The 14,231-nt window shown below is 38.6% G+C and carries 16 protein-coding genes and 1 pseudogene; 13 read left to right on the top strand and 4 right to left on the bottom strand.

Annotated features, from left to right (window positions below):
- Window positions 1–16 precede the first annotated feature (16 nt).
- Both dapA and smpB read left to right on the top strand, forming a co-directional pair.
- Window positions 17–901: a 4-hydroxy-tetrahydrodipicolinate synthase gene (gene dapA, locus ACFINM_RS02440; protein ID WP_375620715.1), complete on the top strand. Its 885-nt coding sequence runs from the start codon at window positions 17–19 to the stop codon at window positions 899–901.
- Between the two features lie 18 nt (window positions 902–919).
- The gene (gene smpB, locus ACFINM_RS02435) at window positions 920–1,396 is read left to right on the top strand and encodes an SsrA-binding protein SmpB (protein ID WP_012231306.1); all 477 of its coding nucleotides are present in this window, start codon (window positions 920–922) and stop codon (window positions 1,394–1,396) included.
- A 48-nt stretch (window positions 1,397–1,444) separates the two neighbouring features.
- Here the strand turns inward: smpB and ACFINM_RS02430 are convergent, their stop codons facing one another.
- Window positions 1,445–2,113: a uracil-DNA glycosylase gene (locus ACFINM_RS02430; RefSeq protein ID WP_375620809.1), complete on the bottom strand. Its 669-nt coding sequence runs from the start codon at window positions 2,111–2,113 to the stop codon at window positions 1,445–1,447.
- Window positions 2,114–2,680: 567 nt separating this feature from the next.
- Between ACFINM_RS02430 and rpoZ the strand changes: the two genes are divergently transcribed.
- The 11 genes from rpoZ to panB all read left to right on the top strand — a co-directional run bounded on the left by rpoZ (window position 2,681) and on the right by panB (window position 12,104).
- Entirely contained in the window at window positions 2,681–3,079 is a 399-nt protein-coding gene (gene rpoZ / locus ACFINM_RS02425; RefSeq protein ID WP_273791104.1) for a DNA-directed RNA polymerase subunit omega, read from the top strand.
- A gap of 128 nt (window positions 3,080–3,207) precedes the next feature.
- Entirely contained in the window at window positions 3,208–5,433 is a 2,226-nt protein-coding gene (locus ACFINM_RS02420) for a RelA/SpoT family protein (RefSeq protein WP_375620716.1), read from the top strand.
- A 16-nt stretch (window positions 5,434–5,449) separates the two neighbouring features.
- The gene (gene pyrE, locus ACFINM_RS02415) at window positions 5,450–6,028 is read left to right on the top strand and encodes an orotate phosphoribosyltransferase (protein ID WP_375620810.1); all 579 of its coding nucleotides are present in this window, start codon (window positions 5,450–5,452) and stop codon (window positions 6,026–6,028) included.
- A gap of 93 nt (window positions 6,029–6,121) precedes the next feature.
- A complete protein-coding gene (locus tag ACFINM_RS02410; RefSeq protein WP_375610146.1) occupies window positions 6,122–6,730 on the top strand; it encodes a DUF2062 domain-containing protein in 609 nt (202 codons plus the stop codon).
- Between the two features lie 26 nt (window positions 6,731–6,756).
- Complete coding sequence (gene acpS, locus ACFINM_RS02405; RefSeq protein ID WP_375612950.1) at window positions 6,757–7,158, top strand: holo-ACP synthase; 402 nt, start codon at window positions 6,757–6,759, stop codon at window positions 7,156–7,158.
- 79 nt (window positions 7,159–7,237) lie between these two features.
- Window positions 7,238–8,050: a signal peptidase I gene (gene lepB, locus ACFINM_RS02400; RefSeq protein ID WP_375611213.1), complete on the top strand. Its 813-nt coding sequence runs from the start codon at window positions 7,238–7,240 to the stop codon at window positions 8,048–8,050.
- Window positions 8,031–8,738 (top strand): ribonuclease III, encoded by a 708-nt coding sequence (gene rnc / locus ACFINM_RS02395; protein ID WP_375612949.1) that lies wholly within the window; start codon window positions 8,031–8,033, stop codon window positions 8,736–8,738. Before lepB ends, rnc begins: the two co-directional genes overlap by 20 nt.
- Window positions 8,731–9,636 carry a GTPase Era gene (gene era, locus ACFINM_RS02390; RefSeq protein ID WP_375620719.1) on the top strand — a complete coding sequence of 302 codons (906 nt, stop codon included), beginning with the start codon at window positions 8,731–8,733 and terminating at the stop codon, window positions 9,634–9,636. The genes rnc and era overlap by 8 nt, the downstream gene beginning before the upstream one ends.
- 25 nt (window positions 9,637–9,661) lie before the next feature.
- On the top strand, window positions 9,662–10,408 hold the full coding sequence (gene recO / locus ACFINM_RS02385) for a DNA repair protein RecO (protein WP_375620720.1): 747 nt from the start codon (window positions 9,662–9,664) through the stop codon (window positions 10,406–10,408).
- A gap of 23 nt (window positions 10,409–10,431) precedes the next feature.
- Window positions 10,432–11,292: a pantoate--beta-alanine ligase gene (gene panC / locus ACFINM_RS02380; protein ID WP_375640151.1), complete on the top strand. Its 861-nt coding sequence runs from the start codon at window positions 10,432–10,434 to the stop codon at window positions 11,290–11,292.
- Window positions 11,289–12,104, top strand: a complete 816-nt coding sequence (gene panB / locus ACFINM_RS02375) for a 3-methyl-2-oxobutanoate hydroxymethyltransferase (protein WP_375612945.1) — start codon at window positions 11,289–11,291, stop codon at window positions 12,102–12,104. Before panC ends, panB begins: the two co-directional genes overlap by 4 nt.
- Window positions 12,105–12,202: 98 nt before the next feature.
- On the opposite strand, the pseudogene ACFINM_RS02370 reads toward panB, so the two are convergent.
- The 3 genes and pseudogenes from ACFINM_RS02370 to ACFINM_RS02360 form a co-directional block, all read right to left on the bottom strand.
- Window positions 12,203–12,345: pseudogene (locus ACFINM_RS02370) on the bottom strand (integrase); the annotation flags it as partial.
- A 351-nt stretch (window positions 12,346–12,696) separates the two neighbouring features.
- Window positions 12,697–13,314 carry a YfbR-like 5'-deoxynucleotidase gene (locus ACFINM_RS02365; protein WP_375610152.1) on the bottom strand — a complete coding sequence of 206 codons (618 nt, stop codon included), beginning with the start codon at window positions 13,312–13,314 and terminating at the stop codon, window positions 12,697–12,699.
- On the bottom strand, window positions 13,307–14,179 hold the full coding sequence (locus tag ACFINM_RS02360) for a YgfZ/GcvT domain-containing protein (RefSeq protein ID WP_375612944.1): 873 nt from the start codon (window positions 14,177–14,179) through the stop codon (window positions 13,307–13,309). Before ACFINM_RS02360 ends, ACFINM_RS02365 begins: the two co-directional genes overlap by 8 nt.
- Between the last annotated feature and the right edge of the window lie 52 nt (window positions 14,180–14,231).

Below are 14,231 nucleotides of genomic sequence, written 5' to 3'. Positions count from 1 at the left end.
TTATAGGGAGTTTGTCATGCTCAAGGGAGCTATAACTGCGCTTATCACACCGTTTGATAACAAGGGCGCAATTGATGAGAAGGCGTTTTGTGATTTTGTTGAATGGCAGATCACACAAGGGATTAACGGTGTAAGCCCTGTTGGGACAACAGGTGAATCAGCAACGTTAAGTCATGAAGAACATAAGCGGATTATAGAATTGTGTGTTGAGCAGGTTGCAAAGCGTGTTCCTGTTGTTGCTGGAGCGGGATCAAATAGCACAAGCGAGGCTGTAGAGCTTGCACAATACGCGCAAAAAGCTGGCGCAGATGCAGTTTTGGTTGTCACTCCCTATTATAATAGACCAAATCAATCTGGCTTATATAAGCATTTTTCTTCCATTGCCAAAGCTGTTTCTATTCCGATTATAATTTATAATATTCCTGGTCGTTCTATTATCGATATGGCTGTAGAAACGATGAAAGACCTTTATCAAGATTTTAACAATATCATTGGTGTTAAGGATGCAACGAGCAGAATTGAGCGCGTTAGTGAACAAAGTGAAAAGTGTGGAAAAGATTTTGTGCAGCTTTCCGGTGATGATTGTACGGCGTTAGGTTTTAATGCACATGGAGGTATGGGGTGTATTTCAGTTTCCTCCAATGTTGCTCCGAAGCTTTGTGCAGAACTTCAAGCAGCTTGTTTTCGTGGTGATTATAAAACAGCACGAGAATTAAATGATCGCTTGATGCCTCTTAATCGTGCTGTGTTTATTGAACCTAGTCCAGCAGGTATTAAATATGCTGCTGCAAAATTAGGATTTTGTGGTGATACTGTGCGTTCTCCTATTGTTCCATTAACAGAAAGAACAAAGAAGATTATTGATGCAGCCCTCAGTCATGCTGGTCTTTTAAAAGCATAAAATGATATTGACAAAGCCATGAATAAAAAAAAGAACGCGCCCGTACGGAAAATAATTGCTGACAATCGTAAAGCACGTTTTAATTTTGAAATCCTTAATAATCTTGAGGCTGGTCTTGTCCTTCAGGGAGCGGAAGTGAAGTCCTTACGTTCTAATCATGCCAATATTGCTGAAAGCTATGCGAGTTTTGAGAATGGGGAATTGTGGTTAGTAAACAGCTATATTCCTGAATATACGCAGGCTAATCGTTTTAATCATGAACCACGACGTTTGCGCAAATTATTACTTTCAAAACGTGAGATGGCACGTTTTTTTAATGCAACGTCTCGTGAAGGAATGACACTTGTTCCTCTCAAACTTTATTTTAATGAACGAGGGCGCGTTAAGTTGGAGATCGCTCTAGCGCGGGGGAAAAAGCTTCATGATAAGCGCGAAACGGAAAAAAAACGTGATTGGGGACGTGAGAAAGCAAGACTTTTAAAAAGGTATGGCTAATGGATGCGATCTAGATATTCTTTATTCATAGCGCTGTTTAAAACAGTTTTAGCATTGATCTAAGTATGTTTTTGCTGCTTGAAAGATTTGATGAAACATGGCGTCTGTCAAACGTCCAGTATTTGTATTATAACGAGAACAGTGATAGCTCGAAAAGATGCGTAATCTGCCGATGTTATTGATTTCGCCGTGTCCAAAAGGGTGAGCTAAAACTTTTGCATTAAGGGCACGTATCGTTGAATGGTGCGCAATGGTGCCTAAGGTAATAACGGCTTTAAGTTTGGGAAGATTTGTTAAAAGAGGTGAGAAGAAATAGCGGCACGTGTTAATTTCTGCACCGGTGGGTTTATTTTCTGGTGGAACACAACGAACAGAGTTAACAATTGCTGCATCAATAAGTTCAAGAGTATCGTCTGCTCTTTCTTCAAAGGTTCCTTGGGCAAAACCAAACTTTTTTAAAGTTGAATAAAGTAAGTGCCCAGCATAATCACCAGTAAATGGACGTCCAGTTCGATTTGCTCCGCGTAATCCAGGAGCAAGCCCAACAATAAGAAGGCGTGTTGTATCTGGCCCTTTATAAGGAAAGAATGGGCGCACCGGTGCGTTATACCAACTTGGTTCTTTTACACGCCAGCCAGCGATAAATTGATGAAGCCTCGGACATAAATTGCAATTTTGGGGTGGTTCTGGGCACAGTGATGTTAATTGGCTATTCATGGTGTTAGGCATCAATCGTTTTTCTATTTTGTGAGTCTTTATATAGCGTATATGACGGGTTATGTTTTGATAAACAATCTATAATGAATATAAATAAACTTTTTTAGAAGAAAGTTTAATATAAACTTATTGCTCATTATTGTGTAAAGAGAGGTCATCTTTCAGTAATTTATTCGATGAATAAGAGTGCGATACACATGATGTTCAAAGAAAAAAGTTTTCTCTTTAGATAAAGATATTATCATAAAAAGTATGTATAAGACTGCTGTTATTGCAAAGGGTTTAAACAGCAGGTATTCCTTTTAAAAGGATAAGGACTCCAGACAAGTCTTTTGTCAAGAAAGACCTCCCTTTGTTTGAAGTCAATCTATTGGAATGCTTTTAAAAGAAATTTTGATAACGAGCATGAATAGGTTATACATTTTTAAATTTTCCAAGAATTTTTTTAAATAAGTTCTTTAATCAAAAAATATAAAAGTTTGTGTTGTTTTTCTTGTGTTTTATTTTGATTATTGTATATACTCCTTTATCCGCTATTAAATTTTTTTATTTGAGAAAGAGGCATAAATGGCCCGCGTAACGGTAGAAGATTGTATTGATAAAGTTGACAACCGCTTTGAATTGGTACTTTTAGCAGGTCATCGGGCGCGTCAGATTTCACAAGGAGCGCAGATTACGGTTGATCGTGATAATGATAAAAATCCAGTTGTTGCTTTGCGTGAAATAGCAGAAGAAACATTGTCGCCTGCTGATTTAAAGGAAGACCTTATTCATTCGTTGCAAAAGCATGTGGAAGTAGATGAGCCAGAAATGGCAAGTGAATTTATTACCCATTCAGGTGAAGCTGAAAGTGTTTTTAATACGTCGTCGCAAGAAGAAGGTACTTCATTTGATCATATGTCAGAAGAAGAGCTTTTAGCGGGTATTGAAGGTTTGGTTGTTCCAGAAAAAAGTGACGATTATTAATTGCAGCAATTTATGTTACAGGAGTAAAGATACCTTGTCATGTAAGGAGCAATTATTTTTCTTGTCTTTTATTGATAGGACATGTTCAATAAAGATTAGAGGTGTGAAAAGATAAAGGATATGCTCGTATGATGCGTCAGTGTGAGCTTGTTGGACGTGTTCAACGTTACAAGTCTGACGTAGATGAGGCTCTTTTAAACAGGGCCTATGATTATGCAATGAAAAAGCATGCACATCAAAAGCGTGCATCAGGTGATCTTTATTTTTCTCATCCTTTAGAAGTTGCTGCTATTTTGACAGATATGCGGTTGGACGAGGCAACGATTGCTGTTGCTCTTTTGCATGATACAATTGAAGATACAAGCGCTACACGAGCAGAAATTGATCAGCTTTTTGGTTCTGAAATTGGGAAGTTGGTTGAAGGGCTTACAAAGCTTAATAAGCTTGATCTTGTATCAAAGAAAGCCGTACAAGCAGAAAATCTTCGTAAACTTCTTATTGCTATTTCTGATGATGTTCGTGTTCTTTTAGTCAAACTTGCTGATCGTCTTCATAATATGCGTACCCTTGGTGTTATGCGTGATGATAAACGTCGGCGAATTGCTGAAGAGACGATGGATATCTATGCGCCACTTGCAGGTCGTATGGGTATGCAGGATATGCGTGAGGAATTAGAGGATCTCTCTTTCTTTTATTTAAATCCAGAAGGTTATCGTACGATTACCAATCGACTTTCTGAATTATTGAAACACAACCGTGATTTGCTTTCCACAATTGAAAATGAATTGACAAAACTTTTTTTGGAAAATGGCATTAAAGCAGATGTTAAAAGCCGTCAGAAAAAATCTTATTCAGTTTTTCGCAAAATGGAAAGTAAAGCATTATCTTTTGAACAATTATCGGATATTTTTGGATTTCGTGTGATTGTTGAGTCCGTGAATGATTGTTATCGTGCTCTTGGTGTCATTCATACGACATGGCCAATGGTTCCTGGTCGTTTCAAAGATTATATCTCTATACCAAAGCAAAATGATTATCGTTCTATTCATACAACAATTGTTGGCCCTTCAAGACAACGTGTTGAGTTGCAAATTAGAACGGCTGCTATGGATGAAGTTGCTGAATATGGGGTTGCTGCTCATTCCATCTATAAAGAGCATGGTTCCAATTATTCGACTGTGAAGTTATCAAGTGAAACGAATGCCTATGCATGGTTGCGTCAAACGATACAATCTTTGTCTGATGGAGATAATCCAGAAGAGTTTTTAGAACATACAAAACTTGAGCTTTTTCAAGACCAAGTTTTTTGTTTTACGCCGAAAGGTCGATTAATTGCTTTTCCTAAAGGAGCTACGCCTATTGATTTTGCTTATGCCGTCCATACAGACATCGGTGATTCTTGTGTGGGTGTAAAAATCAATGGTCGTATTATGCCTTTAATGACCAAATTAAAAAATGGTGATGAGGTTGATATTATTCGCTCACACGCTCAAATTCCGCCAGCAGCATGGGAATTTCTTGTTGTCACGGGTAAAGCACGTTCAGCTATTCGACGAGCAAGTCGTGCAGCGGTACGTAAACAATATTCGGGTTTAGGATATCGTATTCTCGAGCGTTCATTTGAATATATGGGAAAGCAATTTTCAAAAGACCTTTTGAAGAAAGTTTTGCCACGTTTAGCACGTAAAGATGTAGAGGATGTATTGGCTGCTGTTGGGCGTGGAGAGCTGTTTTCCGCTGATGTGATTAAAGCGGTTTATCCTGATTATCAAGATCACCGTGTGGTACAAAAGTCATCTTTTAGGCCTGGGGAAGAAGGTTGGTTTAATATTGAAAATGCTCAAGGTATGATTTTTAAAGTTCCAGAAAATGAGAAGAATGCAAAGGTCGAGAATCATCAATCTAAAGCATTGCCTATTAGAGGAACCCGTGGAGATATACCCGTACGTTTTTCACCGGAAGGAGCAGTACCTGGAGATCGGATTGTTGGTATTATGCAGCCAGGAGCTGGGATCGTTATTTATCCAATACAGTCTTCAGCTTTGATGGCGTATGATGATCAGCCAGAACGATGGATTGATGTCCGCTGGGATATTGATGCCCAAATGAATGAACGTTTTCCTGCACGGATGGATATTTTAGTTGTAAATAGTCCAGGTTCTCTGGCTGAAATTACACAAATAATTTCTGCTAACGATGCCAATATCCAAAATTTATCTTTTATCCGTACAGCACCAGATTTTACAGAAATTATGATTGATTTGGAAGTGTGGGATTTAAAACATTTGAATCGTATTTTTTCTCAGTTAAAAAAGGCAGGTTCAGTAAGTACAGTACGGCGGGTTCATGGATAAAAAGAAAGATTTTGCAATGAAGACACAAGATGTCATTGATATTTTTAAACAAGCAGATGCTATTCTAGAAGGGCATTTTATTTTAACATCGGGGCGCCATAGTGCGACTTATATGCAAAAAGCGAAAGTATTCATGCATGCTGACTTGACGGAAAAGTTATGTCGTGGATTGGCTGAAAAAATCAAAAAATCTATCGAGGGAAAAATTGACTATGTTGTTGGTCCCGCAATTGGCGGTCTTATTCCTTCCTATGAAACTTCACGTCACCTTGGTGTTCCTTCTCTTTGGGTAGAGCGTGTAAATGGCATCTTTGAATTGCGTCGTTTTGAAATCAAGAAGGGTGCACGGATTGTTATTGTTGAAGATATTGTAACAACGGGTCTTTCCATTCGTGAGACTGTTGAAGCGCTTGTTGCAGCAGGAGCAGAGGTATTGGCTAGTGCATGTATCCTTGATCGTTCTGGTGGTAAGGTCAATGTTGGAGTTCCATTGATTGCGCTTGCTGAATACGAGATAACCTCTTATGCTAGTGATGCACTTCCTGCAGAGCTTTCTGTTCTTCCCGCGATTAAACCAGGCAGTCGAAATATTTAATTGTCGTTATATTTTTTTTGTGCAAAAGCTTAAAAAGATTAATTTGGATGATATAGATTATTTCATCATCAAAAGATGTATATTGAGAGTCATATGCTTTTTCGTCGTCGAGAACCAATAGATTTTGTAACGCGTATTCGACTTTGGTTATGGCCACGTCGTTCATTTTCTCGCTCATTTTGCTACATACATAAACGTATTTTGCGTATATCAGCAACACCGCATGAAGTAGCATTAGGGGTTGCTGTTGGCGTTTTTTTAGCTTGTTCCCCTTTCTTTGGGCTGCATATTATTTTGGCAATATTTTTTTCTTGGCTTTTGCGTGCAAACTTTGCTGCCGCAATCATTGGGACAATTTTTTCTAATCCACTCACATTTTTATTGATTGTCATGGCTGATTATAAAGTAGGGTATTTTTGTTTATCACTTTTTAGCGATGTCAAAGAGATTTCTCTTTCGCAAATTCGTGCTCTATTTAATGGTTTGACATTGTCAAATCTCTCTCTCCTCTTTAAAGGCGCATGGGACACAATTATGAGTCCTATGATTTTAGGGGGAACTCTTTTAGGTATTGTTTTTGGTGGTTTATCTTATATAGGTGTTTACAGAGCAACGGTTCGTTTTAAACAAAAGCGATATCAAAAGATTATAAAAAAAAGGCGTTTAAAGAAGCGCTCATCGCCTGTATTAAAACAGAAATAAATTTAAGAAAGATCGGGTAATATCTTATGATTATTGGTCTTGGAAATGATCTGGTTGATATACGACGTATTGAGAAAATGTTGGTTCGTTATGGTGAGCGTTTTATCCAACGTATTTTTACGGATATTGAAAGAAATAGATCTGAAAATCTCAAAAAAAGCTCCTCGTCCTATGCAAAAAGATTTGCTGCTAAAGAAGCATGTGCTAAAGCCTTAGGAACGGGAATCGCTTGTGGTATCAATTGGAAAGACATGGGGGTAGTTAATTTGCCATCTGGTAAACCAATAATGCAATTAACAAATCGTGCGCAAGTGCAACTTCAAAAGTTATTACCTCCTCATCATGATGCAGTTATTCATCTTAGCATAACAGATGATTTTCCTTGGGCACAGGCATTTATTATTATCGAAGCACTTCCACGTGGATAGATGGCGTGAGAGATTGTGCTTTTGTTATTTGAATATTATGATGAAAAAAATTATATCTGTGATGAGAAGGCAGTTGGTGATGATCCAAAAAGATAAAGTGCATAAAAAAGAAAAAAAAGGTGGGCTTCGTGAATTTATTTCTGTTTTAATACAGGCTTTGCTTTTAGCAGCGTTTATTCGGACACTTTTTTTCCAGCCGTTTAGTATTCCTTCCGGTTCAATGCGTCCTACTTTGTTGGTGGGAGATTATCTGTTTGTTTCTAAGTATGCATATGGGTATTCTCGTTTTTCCATCCCCTTTTCTCCTCCTCTTTTTTCTGGACGGATTTGGGCATCTCAACCTCAACGTGGAGATGTGGTCGTTTTTCGCTTACCAAGTAATCCGAAGATTGATTATATAAAACGCGTTGTTGGGTTACCAGGTGATCGTATACAAGTCCGTCAAAGTGTCCTTTATATTAATGATGAGGCTGTTTCACGTCACTTTATGGGGGAGATTGATAATTCTGATATAACAGAGGTTAACTATCCTGTTGAGGTTTATCGCGAGACAATGCCTAACGGTGTCAGTTATGATACACTTGATTTAGCTTTCATCCCGAAAGTTGATGATACAGAAGTCTTTGAAGTTCCTCAAGGACATTACTTTATGATGGGAGATAACCGCGACAATTCAGATGATAGTCGTTTAGATGTAGGCTATGTTCCAGAAGAAAATCTTATTGGTCGCGCGAGCGTGATTTTCTTTTCTATCAGTAATGGTTCAAGTGCTTGGCAGATTTGGCGCTGGCCATTTGATGTGCGTTGGAAACGTTTGTTTTCTTTCATAAATACGGTTCATGATTTGCCGCTTATCAAGCAAGGAAACAACGATGAAACGTCTCATGATTGATCAGCTTTTCAAGCTGACGGGGCATCGTTTTAAAGATGAAGAGAGGTTAAAGAAGGCATTAACACACTCGAGTGTACAAGATTCGGAACAGGGGAATTATGAACGACTAGAGTTTCTAGGGGATCGGGTTTTAGGGCTTTTGATTGCAGAGATGCTGTATCAACTTTTTCCTCAGGCAAGTGAAGGTGAATTATCAGTCCGTTTAAATCATCTGGTCAATGCACAGACATGTGCTGATATTGCGCGTGAAATGAGACTTCCTGATATGATCCGTGTTGGTTTTGAGATGAAAAATTTTGAGGGGCGTCGACTTATCAACATGCATGCAGATGTCGTGGAAGCTTTGATTGCCGTAATATATCTCGATGGAGGATTGGAAAGCGTTCGCCCTTTTATTCAAAAATATTGGCAAAGTCGGGCAAAGAAAATGGATGCTGGTCGACGTGATGCCAAGACAGAATTACAGGAATGGGCGCATATCCAAGGCAATGCACAACCACATTATCAGGTTATAAAACGTTCAGGTCCAGATCACGATCCTGTTTTTATGGTAGAGGTCAGTATTTCTGGGTTTGCTTCAGAGATTGGGCAGGGAAGCTCCAAAAGATATGCTGAGAGAATGGCAGCTGAAAAAATTTTGCGACGAGAGGGTGTATGGAAAACAGTAGGAAAAAATGATCATGAGTGACGTTATGAAAACGCGTTCTGGGTTTGTTGTGCTTATTGGGATGCCTAATGCCGGTAAATCGACATTGGTTAATCAATTGGTTGGAACAAAGGTTTCAATTGTAACACATAAGGTACAAACAACACGAACTTTAATCCGCGGTATTGTCATTCATGATGATGTGCAAATTGTGTTGGTCGATACACCGGGTGTTTTTCGTCCCCATAAGCGCTTAGAACGAGCCATGGTCTCTGCTGCTTGGGGAGGGGCTAAGAGCGCTGATGTTCTACTCGTTTTAATTGACGCTCAAAGTGGTCTTTCGGATGAAGTTGATATGATGTTAGATATTGTAAACAATATGAAACAAGAAAAAGTTCTTGTTCTTAATAAGGTTGATACAGTTGTTAAATCATCTCTTCTAGCGTTAACCACTAAAATAAATGAACGTGTAAAGTTTGCGCAAACATTTATGATTTCTGCTCTAAACGGTTCTGGTTGCAAGGATTTACTTCATGCGTTGAGTAACATGATGCAGGAAGGGCCATGGTATTATCCGGAAGATCAAATTTCTGATATGCCTATGCGTCATCTTGCTGCTGAAGTTACGCGTGAAAAACTTTTTCTTCGTCTTCATGATGAACTTCCTTATTCCTCAACGGTTGAAACAGAAAACTGGGAAGAGCGTTCAGATGGTTCCGTTAAAATTAATCAAGTTATTTATGTCGAGCGTGAGAGTCAGAAAAAAATTGTCTTAGGAGCAAAAGGCGATACAATTAAAGCGATTGGTCAAGCAGCACGTAAAGAACTCATGGAAATTATGGATCAAAAGGTTCATCTTTTTCTCTTTGTGAAAGTGCGCGATAATTGGGATACTGATCCAGAACGTTATCGCGAAATGGGATTGGATTTTTTAAAATAAGATTTTTAAAAATAATTAAAGTAAAATGAAGTGGAAAGAACAAGCCGTTATTCTTGGTACACGCCAATATGGTGAAACAAGTGTTATTCTTGAGATTATGACACGTGAACATGGTCGTTATATGGGAGTGGTAAAAGGGGGGCGGTCGCGTCGTATGGCAGCTCTTCTTCAACCTGGAAATTTTGTGGAGGCTGAATGGTGGGCTCGTTTAGACGAACATTTGGGACTTTTTCGGCTTGAAGCTCTTGATTTACATGCGGCACGATTAATCTGTCTACCAGAAGCACTTTATGCTTTGCAATTGATAGCTTTTCATTTGCGGCTTCTTCCCGAACGTGATCCGCACCCCATTTTATATGATATTTTACACCTTTTTATGCAGAATTTTGATGAACCATTTGTAAATGCAGAATTGCTTGTACGTTTTGAAATGCTGCTTCTTGAAGAACTTGGTTTTGGTCTTGATTTATCTTGTTGTGCTGCAACAGGTCGTCAGGAAAGGCTTCATTACGTATCACCAAAATCTGGTCGGGCTGTCTGTGAAGAAGCAGGAGAACCTTGGAAAAAAAAGCTTCTCATTCTACCACAGTTTCTTGTACAAAGAACGACTCGTCCTGCTGATTTTAGTGATATAATAAATGGTTTTATACTGACGGGTTTTTTTCTTATGCGTCATGTCTGGGAGCCACGAGATATAAAGCAGCCGTCAGTGCGCATGAATTTGATACAATTGTTTGAGCGCCAATTTGGTGTACAGGCATTAATTTGTTGATCTGATGATAATTGAATGGGAAAATGAGAATTTTAAAGACAATTGCTGAAGTTCGCCAATATACTTCAGAGGAACGACGTTTAGGTTTTTCGATTGGTTTTGTTCCAACAATGGGGGCATTGCATGATGGTCATCTTGCATTAGTACAGTATGCAAGAGCAATGTGTGATCGCGTAGTGGTTTCTATTTTTGTCAATCCAAAGCAATTTGGACCTCATGAAGATTTTTCTCAATATCCAAGAGATTTGAAGGGCGATTGTGCTTTGTTAAAAGAAGCAGGTGTTGAATGTGTTTTTGCTCCTTCTGTCGATGAAATGTGGCCACTAGGAAATGATACAATTGTGCAAGTGAAAAAATTATCACGTATTTTGATGGGAAAATTACGTCCGGGGCACTTTTGTGGTGTAACAAGCGTTGTTGCTAAACTTTTTAACATTGTCCAAGCAGATAAGGCTTTTTTTGGGGAAAAAGATTTTCAACAAATTTTAATTATTCGGCGTATGGTTGAAGATTTGGCTTTTCCTATTGAAATCGTTGGAGTTCCTATTCTACGGGAGTCAGATGGTGTAGCTTGTTCTTCACGCAATCAGCTTTTAACATTAGAAGATCGTAAAGCTGCCAAAATTATTCCTGAAAGTGGAAAAGCTGCTGAAAAGCTTTATCATGAAGGTGAACGGTCGGTTGATAAATTATGCAAAACTGTTCGTGATATTTTACAACAAGAAACGCGTGCAATCATTGAAGCGATAGATTTACGGGATATGGAAACTTTATGCGTGGTTAAAGGAACATTGAATAAACCAGCAGTTTTACTTCTTACTGTCCGCTTTGGTGAGATAAGGCTGATTGATCAATATATATTGCAAGAGAAGGGTGGAAAATGAGTGTACATAAAACCGTAAAGCGTATAACATCTTCCGAAATACGTGCACGAAAGGGACAACAGCCAATTGTTTCTTTAACAGCTTATCAAGCTTATACTGCGCGGATTGCTGATCCATATTGCGATATCCTTTTGGTTGGTGATAGCGTTGGGATGGTTGTGTATGGGTTTGAGACAACGCTTCCTGTTAATTTAGATATGATGATTTCACACGGGAAAGCCGTGGTGCGTGGATCTCAAAAAGCTCTTGTTGTTATTGATATGCCTTTTGGTTCTTATGAGGAAAGTCCAGAGCAAGCTTTTTTAAATGCATCGCGCATTCTTGCACAAACGGGGTGTGGTGCAGTTAAGCTTGAAGGGGGCGTTTATATAGCCGAAACAGTAGATTTTTTGTGTAAACGTGGCATTCCAGTGATGGGGCATATCGGTCTTACACCCCAAGCAATGAATCGTTTTGGTGGTTTTAAAACACAAGGACGCAAGGAGAATGATTGGCAAAGAATTGAAGCAGATGGAGCAGCGATTGAAGAGGCAGGTGCTTTTGCTGTTGTTTTAGAAGCAATGGTTGAACCTTTAGCGGTGAAACTGACAGATAAGCTTTCTATCCCTACGATCGGTATAGGGGCGTCCAATCAATGTGATGGGCAAGTATTGGTTATGGAAGATATGTTGGGCTATGGTTCTCATGTGCCAAAATTTGTACGCCGTTATGGAGACCTTGAACAAGCCATGGAAACTGCAATAAAGAATTATGCAGAGGATGTCACATCTCGTGCTTTCCCAGCGGATAATGAAGTTTATAAACTAAAATAAACTTCAGTTTAAGATGAAAGGTTTGACAAGAGAACATTTGTTATTTTGATAATGAATGTGCATTTTTAATATATTTTGTATGCAATTTGAACTGTGATTTTTTCCATTTCTTTAATGAAGTCACGCCTCTCATGCAAAACAGAACGCCATTGGGTCGCTAATTCACGTGCTTTTTTAAAGAAAGCTTTCTTAAGGTACCCAATCCTATTTCGCGACGGCGTTCGTGAATAGTATAGTGGTAAGTCCCTTATGAAGTGTATAAAATTTATAGAGTACTCCCGTCTTTACGCTTCATAAGAGAGCAAGCCGGCATCATCACACACTTTGCCAATTTTCAATGCTGCGACAGCGCTTAGCACTTGAGATGGTTCATAAGAAGCATTTTAACTCTTTCTTTAAAAAATTTTACCCACACGCCAGACCCGCTTGTGGTGTGCAAGAGAATGATTTTGATTGATTCAATATAAACAGATTTGAAATGAGTGAAGCTTACGATATTAGGAGCTCTCATTCAAAATGAAAAAACAATGAATTATTATTATAAGTCAGTGTGATGATTCTGTAATGACAAGGAATCAACAATGCGAAGGGGCTATAATCTTTGGACATCCAAGTCATTAAAGCGCGTTAAAAATGCGTTTTCAATGTGTTGGGTAGAATAGGGGGATAAATTCAGATCATCGGGTAAAATATTATTGGGAGAGCCAAAATAGTGAAGGGCTTCTTCTGTATTAAATCCAGCAAGCGTAATCGCTTCATAATAGGCAGCGATACGGTCGGCTTGTTTAATTTTTTTTAAAAGTTTTTGAGAAAGATCAACGGGAAGAGAAAAGCGCATGTGGATAGCATCTTGGATGCGCTTTTCAACGCGTTCATATTGTTTTCCTATAACAGCTTTAAAAGGGGAAATCATATCGCCGATGACATATTCTGGAGCATCATGAAGAAGGGCATAAAGACATTCGTTGCTTCCCGATTGTGGAAAAAGTTTTTGAAATATTTGTTCAACCAAAAGTGAATGTTGTGCAACAGAATAGGCATGCTCTCCTCGTGTTTGACCGTTCCAACGTGCTACGCGAGCAAGTCCATGGGCAATATCTTCAATTTCAACATCAAAAGGAGAAGGGTTGAGAAGATCAAGTCGCCTTCCAGAGAGCATTCTTTGCCAAGCGCGGGCTTCTCCATTTTTTAATAATTCAGCTTTAGCCATGAGTGTTTTCTATAGTATTTTCAGGAAAGGTAAAATTCATATTTTCAGCAATGCTTATAGTGACAGGAATGTTTTTTACAGTAAAGGGGATGTTATGATCCATAGCATCTTTGACGTGGTCAATACGCATTAAAGCAAGAGCCTCATTTTCTACACATGTTCCCAAGTAGCCAAGCACTTTTGTTCCTGCTTCAATGCTAGATTGAGGGATTAATTTACACTGGCCTTTTACAATAAAAATACGGCGACGTGCTGCACGGCGGTGGTGCATTCGTGAAACAATTTCTTGTCCAATATAACATCCTTTATTGAATGCAAGTCCATTGATTTGATCGTAATTAATATCATGAGGAAAGACTTTGCCAATTTCATAGTCTTGATCACTTTCCGCAATTGCATAACGGATACGCAATTGATTCCATGTGTCATGATATTCTGAAGTTAAAAAAGGTTTTTTGCCATAGATTCGTATTATTTTTTCTTTTTGTGGGAAGCGTTTATCAACAAAACTTGAATCAAAATTTAAAGCATCTGATTCATTATTCAAAGAAACTGTAACAAGCTCTTGGAATGGTTGTGTAATTTCTACTTTTTTGCGCAGCTTATAGAGCAACAGACGCTTATGGAGCGTATCAGCTAAAGGCATCCTGATATCAATCAGGTAACCATCTTCTTTTTTTCCGATAAGAAAATCAGCAAGAACCTTTCCTTGTGGGGATAAAAGGGCTCCAGGGAAAAGTTCCTGTGGACTGATTTTTTTTACATCTGTCGTGATCAGGGATTGTAGAAAATCTGTTGCTTCTTCGCCTGTAATTTGAATAAGTCCGCGGTTTTTTAAGCAAATGGCATTTTGTTTTTCAATCATGGTTCTTGCCTTTCTGCTCAAAGTTACATAATCGATAAGTGAGCAATATGTA

Origin of the sequence: Bartonella sp. AA168HLJHH, assembly GCF_042197365.1 — a bacterium.
Classification (GTDB): Bacteria; Pseudomonadota; Alphaproteobacteria; order Rhizobiales; family Rhizobiaceae; genus Bartonella.
This window is presented reverse-complemented; position numbering and strand designations above follow the sequence as displayed.

What these genes read in the sequence shown, in the direction of transcription:
- panC (WP_375640151.1), top strand. Translation starts at nt 10,432, where the DNA reads ATGAGAATTTTAAAGACAATTGCTGAAGTTCGCCAATATACTTCAGAG.
- ACFINM_RS02360 (WP_375612944.1), bottom strand. Translation starts at nt 14,179, where the DNA reads ATGATTGAAAAACAAAATGCCATTTGCTTAAAAAACCGCGGACTTATT.
- panB (WP_375612945.1), top strand. Translation starts at nt 11,289, where the DNA reads ATGAGTGTACATAAAACCGTAAAGCGTATAACATCTTCCGAAATACGT.
- ACFINM_RS02365 (WP_375610152.1), bottom strand. Translation starts at nt 13,314, where the DNA reads ATGGCTAAAGCTGAATTATTAAAAAATGGAGAAGCCCGCGCTTGGCAA.
- ACFINM_RS02410 (WP_375610146.1), top strand. Translation starts at nt 6,122, where the DNA reads ATGCTTTTTCGTCGTCGAGAACCAATAGATTTTGTAACGCGTATTCGA.
- recO (WP_375620720.1), top strand. Translation starts at nt 9,662, where the DNA reads ATGAAGTGGAAAGAACAAGCCGTTATTCTTGGTACACGCCAATATGGT.
- rpoZ (WP_273791104.1), top strand. Translation starts at nt 2,681, where the DNA reads ATGGCCCGCGTAACGGTAGAAGATTGTATTGATAAAGTTGACAACCGC.
- rnc (WP_375612949.1), top strand. Translation starts at nt 8,031, where the DNA reads ATGAAACGTCTCATGATTGATCAGCTTTTCAAGCTGACGGGGCATCGT.
- dapA (WP_375620715.1), top strand. Translation starts at nt 17, where the DNA reads ATGCTCAAGGGAGCTATAACTGCGCTTATCACACCGTTTGATAACAAG.
- smpB (WP_012231306.1), top strand. Translation starts at nt 920, where the DNA reads ATGAATAAAAAAAAGAACGCGCCCGTACGGAAAATAATTGCTGACAAT.
- lepB (WP_375611213.1), top strand. Translation starts at nt 7,238, where the DNA reads ATGATCCAAAAAGATAAAGTGCATAAAAAAGAAAAAAAAGGTGGGCTT.
- ACFINM_RS02430 (WP_375620809.1), bottom strand. Translation starts at nt 2,113, where the DNA reads ATGAATAGCCAATTAACATCACTGTGCCCAGAACCACCCCAAAATTGC.
- ACFINM_RS02420 (WP_375620716.1), top strand. Translation starts at nt 3,208, where the DNA reads ATGATGCGTCAGTGTGAGCTTGTTGGACGTGTTCAACGTTACAAGTCT.
- acpS (WP_375612950.1), top strand. Translation starts at nt 6,757, where the DNA reads ATGATTATTGGTCTTGGAAATGATCTGGTTGATATACGACGTATTGAG.
- pyrE (WP_375620810.1), top strand. Translation starts at nt 5,450, where the DNA reads ATGAAGACACAAGATGTCATTGATATTTTTAAACAAGCAGATGCTATT.
- era (WP_375620719.1), top strand. Translation starts at nt 8,731, where the DNA reads ATGAGTGACGTTATGAAAACGCGTTCTGGGTTTGTTGTGCTTATTGGG.